Origin of the sequence: Sphingomonas faeni (assembly GCF_040407505.1) — a bacterium.
Classification (GTDB): Bacteria; Pseudomonadota; Alphaproteobacteria; order Sphingomonadales; family Sphingomonadaceae; genus Sphingomonas; species Sphingomonas faeni_E.
Genome location: NZ_JAPZPQ010000002.1, coordinates 490,090 through 508,545 on the forward strand (window position 1 = coordinate 490,090; position 18,456 = coordinate 508,545).

At 66.9% G+C, this 18,456-nt stretch carries 15 protein-coding genes; all 15 read left to right on the forward strand.

What is annotated here, in order from left to right; translation table 11 throughout:
- Positions 1-131: 131 nt before the first annotated feature.
- The 15 genes from O6X71_RS08850 (at position 132) to mdoH (ending at position 18,412) form a co-directional block, all read left to right on the forward strand.
- Entirely contained in the window at positions 132-1,124 is a 993-nt protein-coding gene (locus tag O6X71_RS08850) for a sigma factor-like helix-turn-helix DNA-binding protein (protein WP_353465518.1), read from the forward strand.
- A gap of 46 nt (positions 1,125-1,170) precedes the next feature.
- Positions 1,171-1,614, forward strand: coding sequence for a hypothetical protein (locus tag O6X71_RS08855; RefSeq protein WP_353465520.1), 444 nt, complete (start codon positions 1,171-1,173; stop codon positions 1,612-1,614).
- 19 nt (positions 1,615-1,633) lie between these two features.
- Positions 1,634-2,035, forward strand: coding sequence for a transcriptional regulator (locus tag O6X71_RS08860; RefSeq protein ID WP_353465522.1), 402 nt, complete (start codon positions 1,634-1,636; stop codon positions 2,033-2,035).
- Positions 2,036-2,606: 571 nt separating this feature from the next.
- Positions 2,607-4,001 carry an FAD/NAD(P)-binding protein gene (locus tag O6X71_RS08865; RefSeq protein ID WP_353465523.1) on the forward strand — a complete coding sequence of 465 codons (1,395 nt, stop codon included), beginning with the start codon at positions 2,607-2,609 and terminating at the stop codon, positions 3,999-4,001.
- On the forward strand, positions 3,998-5,149 hold the full coding sequence (gene nhaA / locus O6X71_RS08870; RefSeq protein WP_353465525.1) for a Na+/H+ antiporter NhaA: 1,152 nt from the start codon (positions 3,998-4,000) through the stop codon (positions 5,147-5,149). Before O6X71_RS08865 ends, nhaA begins: the two co-directional genes overlap by 4 nt.
- Before the next feature lie 265 nt (positions 5,150-5,414).
- Positions 5,415-6,263 (forward strand): TorF family putative porin, encoded by an 849-nt coding sequence (locus O6X71_RS08875; RefSeq protein ID WP_353465526.1) that lies wholly within the window; start codon positions 5,415-5,417, stop codon positions 6,261-6,263.
- A 115-nt stretch (positions 6,264-6,378) separates the two neighbouring features.
- A complete protein-coding gene (kdpF, locus tag O6X71_RS08880; RefSeq protein ID WP_055875324.1) occupies positions 6,379-6,468 on the forward strand; it encodes a K(+)-transporting ATPase subunit F in 90 nt (29 codons plus the stop codon).
- A 12-nt stretch (positions 6,469-6,480) separates the two neighbouring features.
- Positions 6,481-8,184 (forward strand): potassium-transporting ATPase subunit KdpA, encoded by a 1,704-nt coding sequence (gene kdpA, locus O6X71_RS08885; protein WP_353465528.1) that lies wholly within the window; start codon positions 6,481-6,483, stop codon positions 8,182-8,184.
- A 14-nt stretch (positions 8,185-8,198) separates the two neighbouring features.
- Positions 8,199-10,229, forward strand: a complete 2,031-nt coding sequence (gene kdpB, locus O6X71_RS08890) for a potassium-transporting ATPase subunit KdpB (protein ID WP_353465530.1) — start codon at positions 8,199-8,201, stop codon at positions 10,227-10,229.
- 325 nt (positions 10,230-10,554) lie between these two features.
- Positions 10,555-11,145, forward strand: coding sequence for a potassium-transporting ATPase subunit KdpC (gene kdpC, locus O6X71_RS08895; RefSeq protein WP_353465531.1), 591 nt, complete (start codon positions 10,555-10,557; stop codon positions 11,143-11,145).
- Positions 11,142-13,802, forward strand: a complete 2,661-nt coding sequence (locus tag O6X71_RS08900; protein WP_353465532.1) for a sensor histidine kinase KdpD — start codon at positions 11,142-11,144, stop codon at positions 13,800-13,802. Before kdpC ends, O6X71_RS08900 begins: the two co-directional genes overlap by 4 nt.
- A complete protein-coding gene (locus O6X71_RS08905) occupies positions 13,799-14,488 on the forward strand; it encodes a response regulator transcription factor (RefSeq protein ID WP_093399865.1) in 690 nt (229 codons plus the stop codon). The genes O6X71_RS08900 and O6X71_RS08905 overlap by 4 nt, the downstream gene beginning before the upstream one ends.
- A gap of 271 nt (positions 14,489-14,759) precedes the next feature.
- Positions 14,760-15,005, forward strand: a complete 246-nt coding sequence (locus O6X71_RS08910; protein ID WP_353465533.1) for a hypothetical protein — start codon at positions 14,760-14,762, stop codon at positions 15,003-15,005.
- Positions 15,006-15,095: 90 nt separating this feature from the next.
- Complete coding sequence (locus O6X71_RS08915; protein WP_353465535.1) at positions 15,096-16,589, forward strand: glucan biosynthesis protein; 1,494 nt, start codon at positions 15,096-15,098, stop codon at positions 16,587-16,589.
- A complete protein-coding gene (gene mdoH, locus O6X71_RS08920; protein ID WP_353465537.1) occupies positions 16,589-18,412 on the forward strand; it encodes a glucans biosynthesis glucosyltransferase MdoH in 1,824 nt (607 codons plus the stop codon). Before O6X71_RS08915 ends, mdoH begins: the two co-directional genes overlap by 1 nt.
- The last annotated feature ends 44 nt before the right edge of the window (positions 18,413-18,456 follow it).

Here is an 18,456-nt window from a genome sequence, read left to right on the forward strand (position 1 = left end):
TTAAGCGAATTGTAGATGCGGCGCGCCGACCGGGCACCAGGACTTCCTTCCAATTCAACGGTTTGTAATTCAGTTTGCTTGCACCCCACGCAAAGGGTGCAACGCGCCCTGCTTCACGCTACCATCGCGGCATGACCGCAGGACGCATCGATCAGTTGACCGAAGCCCAACGCGCCTGTCTCCGGCTCGTACTGACACATCACAACTCGAAGGAGATCGCGCTGATCGTTGGCGTGTCGCCGTCCGCGATCGACAAGCGGATCGAGCGTGCGATCCAGATCCTCGGCGTCGGGACGCGGTTTGAGGCGGCGCGTCGCCTACAGAAGCACGAGCGCGGTGGGGCCGACGACGCCCTGCTCGTTCGCGACCGCCTTCCCTCCTACCCCGACGCCCGTGCCGAGCCAGCATCACCTTCCGACCCGGCCGCCGCATACGAACGGCTACCATCCGAACCACTCGACGTTCCCCCCGGCCCCCCCAAGCCTGCAAGCAGTGATCAGAGCGAGCCGCGGGGGTTTGTTCGCCGCTTCCTCGGGTTATCCGGTGGCAGCGGATCGACGGGGGTGGCGCGCAACCGGTTTTCGATCGGCGACAGGATATTTCGACTGCTCGCACTCATGGGCCTGATTGCCGTCACGTCGATGGCGGTCGTCAACATGGCGATGACGTTGACGACGCTGTTACGATCGAACCGAGACCAGAGCGCTCCCGTACACGGCACCGCAACGTCGGTGCCCAGGGGAGGAATTTCGATGTTGAAAGAACGCCGCCGCGCTGCCGACAGGGTAGCCAATGACTTTCTCGAAGCAGAGGCTGCGGTCGACAAGGCCGCGATGCTCACCGCTTCGTGCATGGCGACGCTGATGCAGCAACGCCTCGCCGCGAACCTGCCGTTCGGCACCGGCGCCGCGGCGTTGCAGATGGTCTCACAGGCGTCGTTCGAGATGGTCGCCGTCCGTCAGCGTTTCGTCGAAGCGCACCGCGCGCTGGTCGACGTTCGCACAGAGATCGGCCTTGGCCAGTTCTACGGTTACAGCGACACCGCACAATGCCCGCCGAACGAAGGCGCGCTGCGGCTTGCCGGCGACTTGGGTTCGCCGGTCCATCTGGCCGCGGTCGCCTGAACGACCGATTACGGTCCTGCGGAGGTAAGAGTTGGATCGGGTCTGGGTGTTCTACGCGATACAGTTGACCGCGTCCTGCTACGCGCTCCTGCGGGGCGGGGCACCGGAGCGGTTGACGGGCCTGGCCCTTTTGCTGGCGGCGCTCTCCACCAGCGTCATTCAGCGCGACATCCCGGTATTGTTCGCCGGGATGGAGGTCGGTGTCATGGTCGTCGACCTGATCCTGCTCATCGTGATGATCGTGATCACGTTGCACGCCGATCGCTTCTGGCCAGCCTGGGTCACCGCGCTCCACGCATTGGGGACGGGGGCCCATCTGGCCAAGGCGATCAGCCCCGACGTCATCCGCCTCGTCTACGCCGTCCTCTCTGCCGTCTGGAGCTATCCCATCGTTCTGCTTCTCGTGATCGGGACGGTCAGGCATTCGCGGCGGATCCAGGCCAGGGGCTGGGATCTCGACTGGAGCCGCCAGGACCAAACGATCCGATAAGCGAATTCGGAAGACGTTTATGACTTACGCACTTGCCGTAACGCCGATCAACATCGCCAAGCGCTCTGCGTCGTTCGCCGTACCCGACACCGTTCTGGTCGATATGGCGCGGCGGCTGTACGAACTCCGCAAAGTCCGGGATGCGATGCTCGGCGACGCGCTGTTTTCGGAGCCTGCCTGGGACATCCTGCTCGACCTGTTCATCTCGGAACACGAGCAGCGACGACTGAGCGTCTCGGCAGTCTGCATCGGCGCACGCGCGCCGTCGGCCACCGCGCTACGCTATCTGACGATGTTGCAGGACGCCGACCTTGTCGAACGCATTCGCGATGCGCGTGACGGTCGTCGCTCGCACGTCCAGCTCACGGCGCTCGGTAGATTGCGCATGACAAACCTGCTGGGTCGCCTGATCGGCGCGTAGCCGGGCAGGAAAACGCGAAGGGCAGGTCGCCTGTAAAGAGACCGAACCTGCCCTTCGTCGAGCCCTAACGTGCCGCCGCCGGCTGGTGTGGCGTCACGATCTGTGCGGTGCGCCCAGTTGGTCGCGGTTGACTTGGTGTCGGGGCTTTCGCCTGGTGGCGCATCGGCCAGCGGGCGATCGAGCGAAATGGTGGTCCGGACGATGTCCGGCGCATACGGATCGAGTACGACGAGGCTTCCGTTCCGATCGAGCGTCGTGCGCGTATCGGCATTCGCCTGCATCGTGAGTGGCGACGTAAGGCACGTGCCCGTCAACAGGAAGCGCGGCAGAAGGGAGGGTTGGCATAGGATCGTATCTTGCGTCAGCACCGGCCGCGCAGGCGCCGTGCTCATGCGCAACCATGCTCAGCTTGCAGTCGGAATGCCAGATATCGCGTGGTGGTATATTGGCTCGGGATGCGCGAACCGGACAGGAGCAATGCGGTCGGTTGGAAGGCGGCGATGTAGCTCGGGGGTAGGCTAGTCGCTGCCGATGAGGCATGGCGTCCGCGTCTAACGAGGTGAGCTAGCAGATGGACGACCGAGCTACGATGCCGCGGATTGCGGGGCCCGAGGATCATGTCGTCGTCGTCGGGGGCGGGTTTTCGGGCGCGCTGTTCGCGGTCAACCTGATGCGGCACGAGGGGCCGCGCGTGACGTTGATCGAGCGGCGCGACCGGCAGCTCGCGCGGGGCGTCGCGTATAGTGCCGCGCATCCCGATCACCTGTTGAACGTCCGTGCCGGCAACATGAGCGCGCTGCCCGACGATCCCGACCACTTCGTCCGCTGGCTCGAGGCGCACGGCAAGGGCGACCGCAAGACCTTCGTCCCGCGCACCACCTATGGCGCGTATCTGCGCGAACTGCTCGATGCGGCGATCGCGGAATCGGACGGCCGGCTGGTGCATGTCGAGGGCGAGGTCTGCGCGATCGACCCGATCGAAGCCGACGGCGTGACGCTGACGATGGCGGATGGGCGCAAGATCGCGGCCGACACCGCGGTGCTCGCGCTTGGCAACCTGCCACCGCATACCCCGCCGGGGCTGAAGCCGGACCTGCTGCCGGCCGGTGTCTATTACGCGGACCCGTGGGCGGCCAACCTCTCCGAAGGGCTGGGCGCGGACGATACCGTCGTGCTGGTCGGAACCGGGCTGACCGCGATCGACGCGGCGTTGCTGCTCGATGCGCAGGGGTTCGCCGGAAACATCCTGGCGATGTCGCGACGCGGGTTGTCGCCGCGACGGCATGTCGATGGCGCGCCGGCGCACCGCGGTGTTTCGGACAAGCCCCAGGGTGGGCTGACCGATCTCGTCCGTCATGTCCGCGCGCGTGCCGCCGAAGCTGGCTGGCGCTGTGCGGTGGACGAGCTTCGTCCTGTGACGCAGATGCTCTGGGCGGCGGCGTCGCAGGAGGTGCGGGGGCGCTTCCTCCGCCATCTACGCCCGTATTGGGACGTCCATCGCCACCGACTGGCGCCTGCCGTTGCGGACCGGGTCGACGCGCTCGTCGCGACCGGGCGGCTGAGCTTCGCAGCGGGAAAGATCGTATCCGCCGAGGCCGACGGGACGCAGGCGAAGCTGACATGGCGGCCACGCGGCGAGACCGACCTGGTTGTCACGCGCGCTGCGCGGATCGTCAATTGCACGGGGCCGCAGGGTGACCTGCTTCGCTCGGAGGAGTCGCTCGTGAAGCACCTGCTAGCCGCCGGTGCGATTCGACCCGATCCGTTGCGGCTGGGCGTCGACGTCGATGCGCAGTCGCGCGCGATCCGCGCCGACGGGACCCCCGACGACCGGATCCACTGCATCGGGCCGATGACCCGCGGGGGGCTGTGGGAGGTCGTCGCGGTGCCCGATATCCGCGTCCAGAGCTGGGATCTCGCGCGCCGCCTGTCCAACGCGCAATGGGTTGGCGGCGAAGGTCTTTGACCGCGATCCGGCGCTTTTTCTCGGGTGATGCGGCAGGCGCCATCGTGCTGCTCGCGGCGGCGATAGCGGCACTGATCGTCGCAAACTCACCGCTCGCGCCGACCTACTTCGCGACACTGCACCACGCAGTCGGCGGGATGAGCGTCCATCACTGGATCGACGACGGCGCGATGGCGCTGTTCTTCCTGCTGATCGGGCTGGAGGTGAAAAGCGAGTTCGTCTCGGGACATCTCTCGACCTGGGGCGAGCGCATCATGCCCGGTGCGGCGGCGCTCGCGGGCATGGCGGTGCCGGCGGGCCTCTACGTGCTCGTCAACATGGGTACGCCCGCCAATCTTCGCGGCTGGGCGATCCCGGCGGCGACCGACATCGCGTTCGCGCTCGGCATCCTGGCCCTGCTCGGGTCGCGCGTACCGACCTCGTTGAAGGTGTTGCTGACGGCGATCGCGGTGATCGACGATCTGCTCGCGATCCTCGTCATCGCGCTGTTCTACACCGGCCATATCGCGCTGCTGCCGTTGCTTGCGGCGGGCTTAGGGCTCGGCGTGCTCGTAATCCTGAACCTGTCGGGCGTGCGGTCGCTGGTGCCGTATCTGCTGATCGGCGTGGGGATCTGGTATGGCGTCTTGCTGTCGGGCGTCCATGCGACGCTCGCCGGCGTGGCGGTCGCGTTCACGATCCCGCTGCGGACGGGGGAGGGGCAACCGCCGCTGAAACGCCTCGAACACGCGCTCCAGCCCTGGTCGAGTTTCCTGATCGTGCCGGCGTTCGGGTTCGCCAATGCGGGCATTGCGTTCGGCGGGATGGTGGCGGCGGACGTGATCGCGCCGCTGCCGGTCGGGATTATGCTGGGACTATTTCTCGGCAAGCAGATCGGCATCTTCGCGACGATCCGTGGACTCGTGACGTTCCGGCTGGCCGAGGCGCCCAAGAACGCGAGCTGGACGCAGGTGTACGGCATGGCGGTGCTGTGCGGGATCGGCTTCACGATGAGCCTGTTCATCGGCGGGCTTGCCTTCGCCAGCGCACCGCACGCGATGGACGCGGTGAAGGTCGGCGTATTCGCGGGCTCTATCCTGTCGGGCGTTGCAGGCTTGATGCTGCTCCGCCGCACCGCATGGTCGGTGATGCTGACCGGCACTGGGTAGGCACCACCCCGGCGGAGGCCGAGGCCCAGTTGGGTAACGATGCTGTCGGCGGGTGCGCTTTGTCACAGCGACCTTTCCAGCTGGGCCCCGGCCTCCGCCGGGGTGGTGCATGTGTCCGCATACGATAGCCTTCGATAATTCGACAATACTACGCGAAACATATGCTTCGGCCCGGCAATCGATCTCGAATTGCTACGTCGCCGGAGCCTAATTGCCAGTCCTCGCGAACCGCCATCCTTTCGGCGGCGCGCGCATGGGGACCGCAATGCACATTCTTCGTTTCACCGCCGCCGCCGGACTTCTCGCCGGTATCGCCACGCCCGCGTTCGCACAGGACACCGCGCCGCCGTCTCCGGTAACCGTCTCCGGTTCGGTGACGCTCGCGACCGACTACCGCCTGCGCGGCGTGTCGCAGTCGGACAAGGACGGCGCGATCCAGGGCGGGCTGACGATCGCGCACGACAGCGGGTTCTACGTCGGCGCATGGGGCTCGAACCTGTCCGGCTGGGGCACGTTCGGCGGCTCGAACATGGAGCTCGACCTGATCGGCGGCTACAAGCACAAGCTTGCGGACAACGCGACGATCGACGTCGGCCTGACCTGGTACATGTATCCGGGCGGCGCCTCGAAGACCGACTATGCCGAGCCCTATGTGAAGCTCAGCGGCACCACCGGCCCTGCAACGCTGACCGCAAGCGCCTTCTACGCGCCGAAGCAGCAGGCGCTCGGCAAATGGTATCGCACCGGCGCCGATGCGGCGGCGGGCGTCTACACCAATCCTGGCGACAAGAAGGACAACCTTTACCTGACCGGCGACGGTGCGTTCGCGATTGCCGGAACGCCGGTCACCGCCAAGGCGCATATCGGCCATAGCTGGGGCAATGATGGGCTCGGCCCCAACGCGACCAGCGCCACGCCGACCGGTGACTATTGGGATTGGTCGCTCGGTGCGGACACTACGTATCGAAACCTCACCTTCAACGTGAGCTATGTCGACACCGACATCACGCGTCGCAGTGCTGCGTATCTCCAGCCTAGCTTCAGTCGCGGCCAGGACGGCACCGGATCGATAGCCGACGGCACCGTGGTTGCCTCGCTCACCGCAGCCTTCTGAAAGGAGCCCAGCCATGCAGGACCTTATCTGGATAGCCATCATGGTCGGACTGGTGGCGGCGACGCTCGCCTATGTCCGCCTGTGCGACAACGCCTGAGCCAATGAGGACACCATCATGACCCTCGACCTCTGGCTCGCCGCGATCGTCGCGCTCGGGCTGCTGTTTTACCTCGTGGCGGTGCTCATCCGCCCCGAACGCTTTTAGGAGCGCGCCCTCATGACATTCGAAGGATGGATCCTCATCCTGGGCTTCGTCGGCATCCTGCTGGCGTTGACCAAACCCGTCGGCCTGTGGCTGTTCGCCTTGTACGAAGGCCGCCGCACCCCGATCCACGCAATCCTCGGCCCGGTCGAGACCGGCTTCTACAAGCTCAGCGGCATCGATCCGAAACAAGAGCAGGGCTGGCGCCGCTACGCGCTACACATGATCGTGTTCAACGCCGTGCTGATGGCGCTGACCTACGCGGTGCTGCGCTTGCAAGGCGTGCTGCCGGGTAACCCGCAGGGCCTCGCGGGGCTCAGTCCCCATCTCGCGTTCAACACCGCGATCAGCTTCACCGCTAACACCAACTGGCAGAGCTATGCCGGTGAATCGACCATGTCGAACTTCAGCCAGATGTTCGGGCTGACGATCCACAACTTCCTGTCGGCCGCCACCGGCATCGCGCTGGCGTTCGCACTGTTCCGCGGGTTCGCGCGGCGCTCGAGTGCGACGATCGGCAATTTCTGGGCGGATATGACGCGCGTCACGCTCTACGTGCTGCTGCCGATCTGCGTCGTCGTGACGCTCTTCTACATCGCCAGCGGCGTGCCGCAGACGCTGGCCGGCACGGTCGACATCACCACGCTCGAAGGGCTCAAGCAGACGCTGACGCTCGGGCCGGTGGCGAGCCAGGAAGCGATCAAGATGCTCGGCACCAATGGTGGCGGCTTCTTCAACGCGAACTCGGCGCATCCGTTCGAAAACCCGACCGCGCTCGTCAACCTCGTGCAGATGCTATCGATCTTCGTCATCGGCTTCGGCCTGACCTGGACGTTCGGCAAGGCGGTCGGCAACACGAAACAAGGCTGGGCGATCCTCTCGGCGATGCTCGTGCTGTTCCTCGCCGGCGTCACCATCACCTATGCCCAGGAGGCCGCGGGCAACCCGATCCTCCACAGCATCGGCGTCGCGGGCGGCAACATGGAAGGCAAGGAGGTCCGCTTCGGGATCGCCGCGTCCGCCCTGTTCTCGGTCGTCACCACGGCGGCATCGTGCGGCGCGGTCAACGCGATGCACGACAGCTTCACCGCGCTCGGTGGGATGATTCCGCTGCTCAACATGCAGCTTGGCGAAGTCGTCATCGGCGGCGTCGGGGCAGGCATCTACGGCTTCCTGCTGTTCGCCATCCTCGCGGTGTTCGTCGCAGGCCTGATGGTCGGCCGCACGCCCGAATATGTCGGCAAGAAGATCGAGGCGCGCGAAGTGAAGCTGGCGGTGCTGGCTATCGCCATCCTGCCGCTCGTCATCCTTGGCTTCACCGCGCTCAGCGCCGTGCTGCCCGACGGGCTCGCGGGGCCGCTCAACAAGGGGCCGCACGGGTTCAGCGAGATCCTCTACGCGTTCACCAGCGCGGTTGGGAACAACGGGTCGGCGTTCGCCGGGCTCACCGCCAACACGCCGTATTACAACGGCTTGCTGGGGGTCGCGATGTGGCTCGGGCGCTTCTTCATCATCGTGCCGATGCTCGCCATCGCCGGTGGTCTCGCGGCCAAGAAGTACACGCCGGAGAGCTCGGGCTCGTTCCCGACGACGGGCGCACTGTGGGTCGGCCTGCTGGTCGGGATCATCCTGATCATCGGTGGCCTGACCTTCCTGCCGAGCCTCGCGCTCGGTCCCATCGCCGATCATCTCGCGATGATCAGCGGCAAAACCTTCTGACGGGACAAGCCAAAATGGCACGCACCCCTACCAAGTCGCTGTTTACGGCCGACTTGATCATACCGGCGATCGGCGACGCTTTCCGCAAACTCGACCCCAGGCAGCTGATCCGCAACCCGGTGATGTTCGTCACCGCCGTCGTCGCCACGCTGTTGACGATCCTCGTCAACGTCGGCGGCGACGGGCTGTCGGTCGGCTTCAAGATTCAGCTGGTGATCTGGCTGTGGCTGACCGTGCTGTTCGGCACCTTCGCCGAAGCGCTCGCCGAAGGCCGCGGCAAGGCGCAGGCCGCGTCGTTGCGCGCGACCAAGGCCGAGCTGACCGCACGCCGCATGAAGGGGGACCAGGTCGAGTCCGTCCCCGCCAGCATGCTCCGCGCGGGCGACATCGTCCTGGTGACGATGGGCGACCTGATCCCGGCGGACGGCGAAGTCGTGTGGGGCGTCGCCTCGGTCAACGAAGCCGCGATCACCGGCGAGAGCGCGCCTGTGATCCGCGAGGCGGGCGGCGATCGCTCTGCGGTGACCGCGGGCACGCGCGTCATCTCCGACGAGATCCGGGTGAAGGTCACTGCCAACCCTGGCGAAGGCTTTCTCGACCGGATGATCGCGTTGGTCGAGGGCGCCGAGCGGCAGAAGACGCCCAACGAGATCGCACTGACGTTGCTGCTCGTCGGGCTGACGATCATCTTCCTGATCGCGGTCGGCACGATACCCGGTTTCGCGAGCTATGCGGGTGGCCGCGTGCCGGTCGCGATCCTGGCGGCACTGCTGATTACGCTGATCCCGACGACCATTGCGGCGCTGTTGTCCGCGATCGGCATCGCGGGGATGGACCGTCTGGTGCGCTTCAACGTGCTGGCGAAGTCCGGCCGTGCGGTCGAGGCGGCGGGCGATATCGACGTGCTGCTGCTCGACAAGACCGGCACGATCACGATCGGCGATCGCCAGGCGAGCGAATTCCGCTCGGTCGGCGGCACGCGCGACGAGGATCTGGCCGAGGCGGCGTTGCTAGCGAGTCTTGCCGACGAGACGCCCGAGGGCCGCTCGATCGTCGTGCTCGCGCGCGAAAAGTTCGGGGTCACGACCAGCGAATTGCCGGGCGATGCGGAAGTCATCCCGTTCACCGCGCAGACGCGGATCTCGGGCGTGATCGTCGGCGGATCGCTGATCCAGAAGGGCGCGGTCGACTCGATCCTGAAGGCCAATCCGGGAGCAGGGGCAACCGCCGCCGCGACTGAATTGCGCCGTATCACCGACGAGATCGCCCGCGCCGGTGGTACGCCGCTGGCGGTCGCCCGCGACGGCCGGTTGCTCGGTGCGATCTTCCTCAAGGACGTCGTGAAGGCCGGCATCCGCGAGCGGTTCGGCGAACTCCGCGCGATGGGCATCCGCACGGTGATGATCACCGGCGACAACCCGCTCACCGCCGCCGCGATCGCGGCCGAAGCGGGCGTCGACGACTTCCTCGCGCAGGCGACGCCGGAGGACAAGCTCGACCTGATCCGCAAGGAACAGCAGGGCGGACGTCTGGTCGCGATGTGCGGCGACGGCACCAACGACGCACCGGCGCTTGCACAGGCCGACGTGGGCGTGGCGATGAACACCGGGACGCAGGCCGCGCGCGAGGCGGGTAACATGGTCGACCTCGACAGCGATCCGACCAAGCTGATCGAGATCGTCGGCCTCGGGAAGCAACTGCTGATGACCCGCGGGGCGCTGACGACCTTCTCGGTGGCGAACGACGTGGCGAAGTATTTCGCGATCATCCCGGCGATGTTCGTCGTGCTCTATCCGGGGTTGGGGGTGCTCAACGTGATGCGGCTCGGCTCACCGGAGAGTGCGATCCTGTCGGCGATCATCTTCAACGCGATCATCATCCCGATGCTGGTGCCACTCGCGCTCAAGGGCGTGGCGTACAAGCCGATGGCCGCGGGGCCGCTGCTCGCGCGGAACTTGGCGGTGTACGGGCTAGGGGGCCTGATCGCGCCGTTCGTGGGGATCAAGCTGATCGACCTTCTTGTCGGTGCGCTGGGGCTGGCATGATGACTGAGCCTAACTCGTGGCGTGCAAATGCACCCTCGCACCGACCTCCAAGACCACCCCGGCGAAGGCCGGGGCCCAAGTGGAAAGGTCGAGGTAACGAAGCGCAACGCAAATTGGCGACGTTGCCCAATTGGACCCCGGCCTCCGCCGGGGTGGTGGTAAGGGGAAGGGTGCAAGTTTTGATATGCCCGAGGCGGGGTCTTACCAACGCCACCCAACCCAACCCCGTCACCCCAGCGAAAGCTGGGGTCTCCCTCCCCGAAGTGCGCCGTACGCGGCACGATACCCCAGCGTTCGCTGGGGTGACGGCAGAAGGAAGCATCCAATGACCTCCGATTTCACCTCAGCCCTCCGCCCCGCGTTCGTCATGACGATCCTGTTCGCGCTGCTGCTCGGGATCGTCTATCCCCTCGCGATGACCGGGATCGGACAGGCCATCTTCCCCGCGCAAGCCAACGGCAGCCTCGTCATGGCCAACGGCAAGGCGATCGGCTCGACCGTCGTCGGACAGGCCTTCACCACCGACCGCTATTTCCAGACGCGCCCCTCGGCCGCCGGCAAGGGCTATGACGGTCTCGCTTCGTCGGGTTCGAACTTCGGCCCGACCAGCCAGGCGCTCGTCGATCGCACCAAGGCCGACGTCGCCAAGCGTCGCGCGGAATTCGTGACCGGGCCACTCCCGGCCGATCTCGCCACCGCCTCGGGTTCGGGTCTCGACCCCGATCTGTCGCCGGCCTCGGCCTATGCGCAGGTGGATCGCGTCGCGCGTACCCGCGGTCTGCCCGCCGACAAGGTCCGCGCGCTGGTCACCGCCAATGTCGACAGCCCGCTGCTCGGCATTCTCGGCGAGCCGCGCGTGAACGTCTTCGCTCTCAACCGCGCCCTCGACGCCCTAGGTCGGCAAGCGGGGCGTTGAACGACGACACGCGACCATCTCCCGAGGCCCTTCTGCGACAGGCGTCGCAGGAGGGTCGCGGCCGTCTGAAGATCTTCCTCGGCGCCGCCCCCGGTGTCGGCAAGACGTACGAGATGCTTTCCGAAGGTGCGGAACGTCGCCGCGCTGGTGTCGACGTCGTCATCGGCGTGGTCGAGACGCACGGCCGCGTCGAAACCGAAGCGCTCACGCGAGGCCACGAGATCGTCGCGCGCAAGGCGATCCCCTACGAAGGTCGCACGCTCGACGAGATGGACCTCGACGCTATCCTAGAGCGCGCGCCGACGCTCGTCCTCGTCGACGAACTCGCCCACACCAACGCGCCCGGCAGCCGCCACCCGAAACGCTACCAGGACGTCGAGGAGCTGCTCGCGGCGGGCATCGACGTCTATTCGACGATCAACATCCAGCACATCGAGAGCCTCAACGACGTCGTCGCCTCGTTCACGCGAGTCAGGGTGCGCGAGACCGTGCCCGACAGCATCGTCGAGATGGCCGAGATCGAAGTCGTCGACATCCCGCCCGACGAACTGATCGAGCGGCTGAAGGCGGGCAAGGTCTACCTTCCCCACGAAGCCACGCGGGCACTCGTGCACTTCTTCTCCAAGTCGAACCTGTCGGCCCTGCGCGAACTCGCGCTCCGTCGCGCCGCGCAGGCCGTCGATGCGCAGATGCTCGAACACGTCCGCGCATTGGGCGTCGGCGGCACTTGGGCAGGCGGCGAGCGGATCGTCGTTGCGATCAGCGAACTGCCCGGCGCAATGGGCCTCGTCCGCGCGACCAAGCGGATCGCCGACGCGATGCACGCACCCTGGACCGCGGTATACATCGAGACGCCGCGCGCGCAGACATTCGGCGAGCCCGAGCACCGCCAGCTCGCCGCGGTTTTTAACCTGGCGACGCAACTCGGCGGCGATGTGGCGACCGTCCCCGCGACGTCGGTCGTCGACGGCCTGAAGACCTTCACCACCGAGGCGCGCGCGACGCAGCTGGTGGTCGGCAAGTCGACCCGCTCGCGCTGGTTCGAACTCCGCCACGGCTCGGTCGTCGACCAGATGGTGCGCGAATCGCCGGGGATCGCCGTCCATGTCCTGCCAATGGACCCGCCCACCGCGCCTCGTGGCACGCGCGTGCGGACCGGCGGATGGGGCAGCAAGGCGGGGTACGCCTGGACGACGGCGATGGTCGCGGGTGTCACCGGCGTGGCGAGCGCGCTGTTCCATATCCTCAACCTCGGCAACGTCGCGCTGCTGTACCTGCTGCCGGTGATGGCCGCGGCGAGCCTGTTCGGCCTGCGTACCGGGCTGTTCGCAGGCGTGGTTTCGTCGATCGCGTACAACTTCTTCTTCCTGCCGCCGACCGGCACGCTGACGATCAACAATCCCGAGAACGTGATCTCGATCCTGGTCCTGCTTGGCATTGCCTTCGTGACGAGCCAACTCACGTCGCGCGTCCGCGCACAGGCCGACATCGCCGCCGCCAGCGCCCGCACCAACGCCGCGCTCGCCGGGTTCCTTCGCCAACTGACCTCGCTCAACGAGCCCGTCGCGCTCGCCCGCGCAATCTGCGAGGAGATCGGCCGGCTGTTCGGCGTACGCGCGGTGATCCTCGTCGCAGAGGACCCTGGTCTTGCGGTGCAGGCGGCGAACGGCGTCGACTACCGGCTTGAGACGATGGAGATGGCGGCCGCGCAATGGGCGTATGATACCGGCGCGCCGGCGGGCCGCGGGTCGAGCACGCTGGCGGCGTCGGAGTGGTTTTTCCAGCCGTTGCGCTCGGGCGAGCGGACGCTGGCGGTGCTTGGGCTGGCTCGCGAGGCGGGTGGCGATCCGGTGCGGTCGGACCAGTTGCCGCTGCTGATGAGCCTGGTCGACCAGGCGTCGCTGGTGCTCGAACGCGCGCGGCTCGAGGTGGAGATGCGCGATGTCGATGCGGTGCGCGAGCGTGATCGGTTGCGGCAGGCGTTGCTGTCGTCGGTCAGCCACGATTTGCGCACGCCGTTGACCTCGGTGATGGCAGCGGCAGCGGAATTGCACCGCGGCGTCACGCCCGAGCTGATCGACACGATCGAGACCGAGGCGGCGCGGCTCAATCGCTTCGTCGGCAATCTGCTCGACATGGCGCGGGTCGAGGCGGGGGCGCTCCGGTTGCGGCTCGAACCGACCGACCTCACAGACGCGGTGGCGGGCGCGGTGCACGACACGAAGCGCGTGCTGGAGGGCCACGCGATCGAGCTCGACGTCGCGCCGAACCTGCCGCTGGTCCGCGTCGATCCGCAACTGCTGCACCATTGCCTGCTCAACCTGCTCGACAATGCCGGGCGCTATGCCAACCCCGGCACGCCGATCGTGGTCCGCGCGGAGCACCGGTTCGGGATGCTCCGCCTGTCGGTGATAGACCAGGGACCGGGCCTACCACCCGGCCGCGAAAAGGAGGTGTTCGAGACGTTCCGCCGCCTCGAAGGCTCCGACCGTGCGGTAGGGGGCACCGGGCTGGGGCTTGCGATCGTCAAGGCGTTCGCCGAAGCGATGGGCATGACCGTAGAAGCCAGCAACCGCGAGGACCTGACCGGCGCACGGTTCAGCCTGTGCTTCCCCGTGGCCCTGCTCGTCCGCGACACCGATGGAGCGAACCTATGAGCGCGCAAACGGTCCTGATAGTGGACGACGAACTGCATATCCGGCGGTTGTTGAAGAACACGCTGGAGCGCGCGGGGTACGGTGTCGAGGAGGCGGTCGACGCTCGCGAGGCGCTGCGGATCGCGGGGAGCCGGCCGTTGACCGCGGTGCTGCTCGACCTGGGGCTGCCTGATCGCGACGGGCTGGAACTGGTGCCGCTGCTGAAGAAGCTCGGCGATCCGATCATCCTCGTCGTCTCCGCGCGCGAGGCGACCGACCAGAAGGTGGCGGCGCTGGATCTCGGGGCCGAGGATTATGTGACCAAGCCGTTCGATACGGAGGAGTTGCTCGCACGGTTGCGGGTCGCTCTTCGCGGGCGCGGCGAGGCGACGTCGCGGCCGACGGTCCTGCGCGCGCATGGGGTGGAGATCGATTTCGAACACCGCCTCGTCCGGCGTGGGAACGAAGAAGCGCATCTGACGCGGAAGGAGTTCGACGTGCTGTCGGCGCTTGCGGCGCATCCGGGGCGAGTCGTGACGCACCAGCGGATACTGGAGGCGGCATGGCCGACCGATCACGACCGGCGGATCGAATATCTCCGCATCGTCGTGCGCAACTTACGGCAAAAGCTGGAGGGGACGGGGGGCGTCGGCACGGTCATCGCGAACGAACTCGGCATTGGGTACCGGCTGCTTGTCGACGCCTGAGCTGAGAAACTAGCCTGTTTCCCCGCGAAGGCGGGGACCCAGACTGGGCTCCCGCCTTCGCGGGAGAACAAGGAAGCAGGCGGCTCGCTGGTAAATGCACGCAGCCAACCATCACTCCAGCAAATGCTAAGGTTTCCAGCCACGCGTCGCCCCTGCCGCGCGAGGTCCCGGCTTTCGCCGTGATGACGGGGTTGCGCACTATGTGAACACTATGGCTCCCCCTGTTATCGATCTCGAACGCATATGCGGCAGGCGATAGCTGGAGTGTCGCATGACCGACGCCCACCGCCTCCGCACCGATCTCAGCCTCCGCGCCAGTGGTGTTCTGTCGCTTGCGATTGCCATTACCGCGGTCCACGCGCTCGCTCGCCTTCACTCGGCAGCCGGCCCGTTCGCGTTTCTGCTCGCCACGATCGGCTTCGTCTGCGCGAGTGCCGGCGCGATGCTGGTGGTTGTCGGCGGCCATATCCACGACCCGGTCAGTATCAGCGCCCGGTGGCAACGCGCCGCGCGATAGGGCGCACCCGCGGCGGGACCTGTCGACGCGCGCACACGACGTCACTATGCTACCGCGTTGCAGCATGATGACGACAAGGGAGCGCTCTGCATGATCGGTCGACGCGAAGTGATTACCGCGCTGGGTCTGTTGGGGGTCCTTCCGCACGCCGCCGCCGCGATGCGTGCAGCGCCTGGCAAAACCGAGCCGTTCTCTTGGGACGCGCTCCAGCAGCGCGCCGCGACGCTTGCCACGAAGCCATACAGTGCCCCTGCCAAGGTCGCCGCCGCCGCCGCGATCGATTATGACAAGGTCGGCAGCATCCGCTTCCGCGCCGACAAGACGCTGGCCGGTGGCATCCGTCTGTTCCCGCTCGGCCGCTATGCGCCGATGACGGTCACGATCAACGTCGTCGAGAACGGGCAGGCGCGTCGCATCGAGTTCTCGCGCGACCTGTTCGAGGCCGAAGAGGGCCACGCCGCCGCGCTGGGCATCGCCGGGTTCCGCGCGATGGCACCGGGCGGGACCAGCGACTGGATGGCGTTCCAGGGCGCATCCTATTTCCGCACCGCCGGCGCGCAGGATCAATATGGCCTGTCCGCGCGCGGGCTCGCGATCAACACGGGGTTGCCCGGCCGCGAGGAATTTCCCGACTTCACTGAATTCTGGATCGAGCGGACCGGCGCGGACGCGTACACTATCTATGCGCTGATGGACGGCACCAGCGTCACCGGTGCCTACCGCATCCAGTCGCGCCACGTCGCCGGCGCGGGCGTCGAGCAGCAGGTGTCGTCCGTGCTCAACGTCCGCCGAGACATCGAGCGGCTCGGCGTCGCGCCGGCGACCAGCATGTTCTGGTACGGCGAAGGCAACCGCGCCGCCGCGGTCGACTGGCGTCCCGAGATTCACGACTCCGACGGTCTCGCGCTCCTCACCGGCGCCGGCGAACGCATCTGGCGGCCGCTTAACAACCCGCCGCACGATACGCTGGACAGTTTCGCGGACCAGGCGCCCAAGGGTTTCGGGCTGATCCAGCGCGACCGGAACTTCGATCATTACCAGGACGACGGCGCGTTCTATGATCGCCGGCCGAACCTGTGGGTCCAGCCGCAGGGTGACTGGGGTAAGGGCGCAGTGATGCTCTATGCCTTCCCGACCAACAGCGAGACGGTCGACAATGTCGTCTCGTTCTGGACCCCGGCAGCGCCTGCGAAGGCGGGGCAGCGGTTGCAGTTCGATTACTCGCTGTCGTGGAAATCGACCGATCCGACCGCCGTCGCCGCAACCGCGCACGTCGTCGATTGCTGGCAGGGCGTCGCCGGTCGACCGGGTGCCGAGCCGGTAAAGGGCGCGCGAAAGCTCGTGGTCGATTTCATCGGTGAGGGTCTTGCCGGGCTCGACCGGCAGAGCGGCGTGACCGCCAAGATCGACGTCGTCCGCGGCAAGATGCTCGCCAACGCGGCCTATCCCGTCGTCGGCCAGAAGAACCGCTGGCGCGTCACCGCCGACGTGGCCCCCGATGCGCAAGGGCCCGCCGACGTCAGGCTGTTCCTCACGCGTGGCGGCCGCGCGCTCAGCGAAACCGTCCTGACCCCAATCTTCTGATGCCCGCGCTTCCCGCAATGATGCCGGGCGAAACGCCGATCGAGATGCCCCCGCAGCGTTTCGACGGCCCGCCGCCGCCCTGGTCCGCACCCGAGCCCGGCCCCGGCATGGTCGTATCCTCCGACGACATGCTCGCGCGCCGCATCCTCCTCGTGCTGATGACCGGGCTGCTGGCCACCGCAGCGTCGTCGGCGGTGCAGGAATCGCTGCTCGCGGACGGACTGAGCTTTTGGGACGCGGCGTTGCTCGCGCTGTTCTTCCCGCTGTTCGCGTGGATCGCGTTCGGCTTCATGAATGCGGCGATCGGCTTCGTGCTGTTGATGACCGGCGGGCATCCGGGGTTCGTCCCGACACCGCGCCAGTCGGAACCGCTCGAGGGCCGCACCGCGATCCTGATGCCGGTCCACAACGAGGACATCGATGCGGTGTTCGAGCGGATCGCGTGGATGGCGCGCGCGATCGCCGCCGGCGGTGTCGCCGACCGGTTCGACATCTTCATCCTGAGCGACTCGGGCGAAGCAGCGGAGGAGGCCGAGGTGGCCGCGTGGCAAAGGCTCGCGCCGACGCTCGACTGCGCGCTCTATTACCGTCGCCGGACCGTGAACGTCGGGCGCAAACCCGGCAACGTCGCCGAGTGGATCCGGCGGTTCGGCGGCGGTTATCGCTACATGCTGATGCTCGATGCGGACAGTTTGATGGGCGGCAACACGATCATCGGCATGGCGCAGGTGCTCGAACGGCGGCCTGCGGTGGCGCTGCTCCAGACCGTGCCGGCGGTGATCAACGGCGTGACGTTCTTCCAGCGCTGGATGCAGTTCGCCAGCCGGTTGTACGGTCCGGTTTCCACCGCCGGGCTGGTCTGGTGGTCGGGCTCGGAGGCGACCTTCTGGGGGCATAATGCGCTGATCAGGATCGAGGCGTTCGCTTCGAGTTGCGGGCTTCCGGACCTTCCCGGCCGCGCGCCGTTCGGCGGCGTCATCATGAGCCATGACATGGTCGAGGCCGCGCTGCTGCGCAGGCGCGGCTGGCGTGTGCACATGCTGATGACCGAGGAGACGTTCGAGGAATATCCGCCGACGCTGATCGACGCGGCGGTGCGTGATCGGCGCTGGGCGCAGGGTAATATCCAGCATCTCAGCCTGCTGACCTCATCGGGGTTCCACTGGATCAGCCGCCTTCAATTGCTGATGGGCGCGTCGGCGTTCATCACCTCGCCGGTGTGGCTGCTGATGATCGCGACCAGCGTGGTGCAGGCGCTGATCGGCGAGCGCAACATCGTCGAGGCGCAGACGTCGCTGCAGGTGCTGTTCGTCACGCTGTTGCTGCTGTTCGGGCCGAAGCTGTTGAGCGTGATCTGGGCGTTCTCGAATGCGGAGCGTCGCGAGGGGTTCGGCGGACGGCGGGGGATCGTCCGGTCGGTGTTGGTCGACGTGCCGTTCTCGATGCTGTCCGCGCCGGTGATCGCGCTGACCCAGACGATGGACCTCGCGGGGATATTGATGGGGCGAAAGTCCGGTTGGGCGCCGCAGAACCGCGATGCGCATGAGTTGTCGCTGGCGGACGTGATGCCGCGGTATCGCTGGCATGTCGGGGTGGGGGTGGCGTTGTTGCTCGTGACGCCGTTCGCGCCGGTCACCGCGGCGTGGCTCGCGCCGGTGACGCTCGGGTTGTTGCTCAGTCCGTTCCTGACGATGCTGACCGCGAGCGAAAAGGCGGGGCGGTGGGCCTTGTCGCACGGGATGTTCGTCGAGCCGGGCGAGCATGTTTCGGTGCTCTCGCGGCCTTCGTTACCCGCGCACACCAGCGAACTCCCATCATCCTGACGAAAGTCAGGACCCAGGGTAACTGAGCGTCCTCCGTCTTGGCT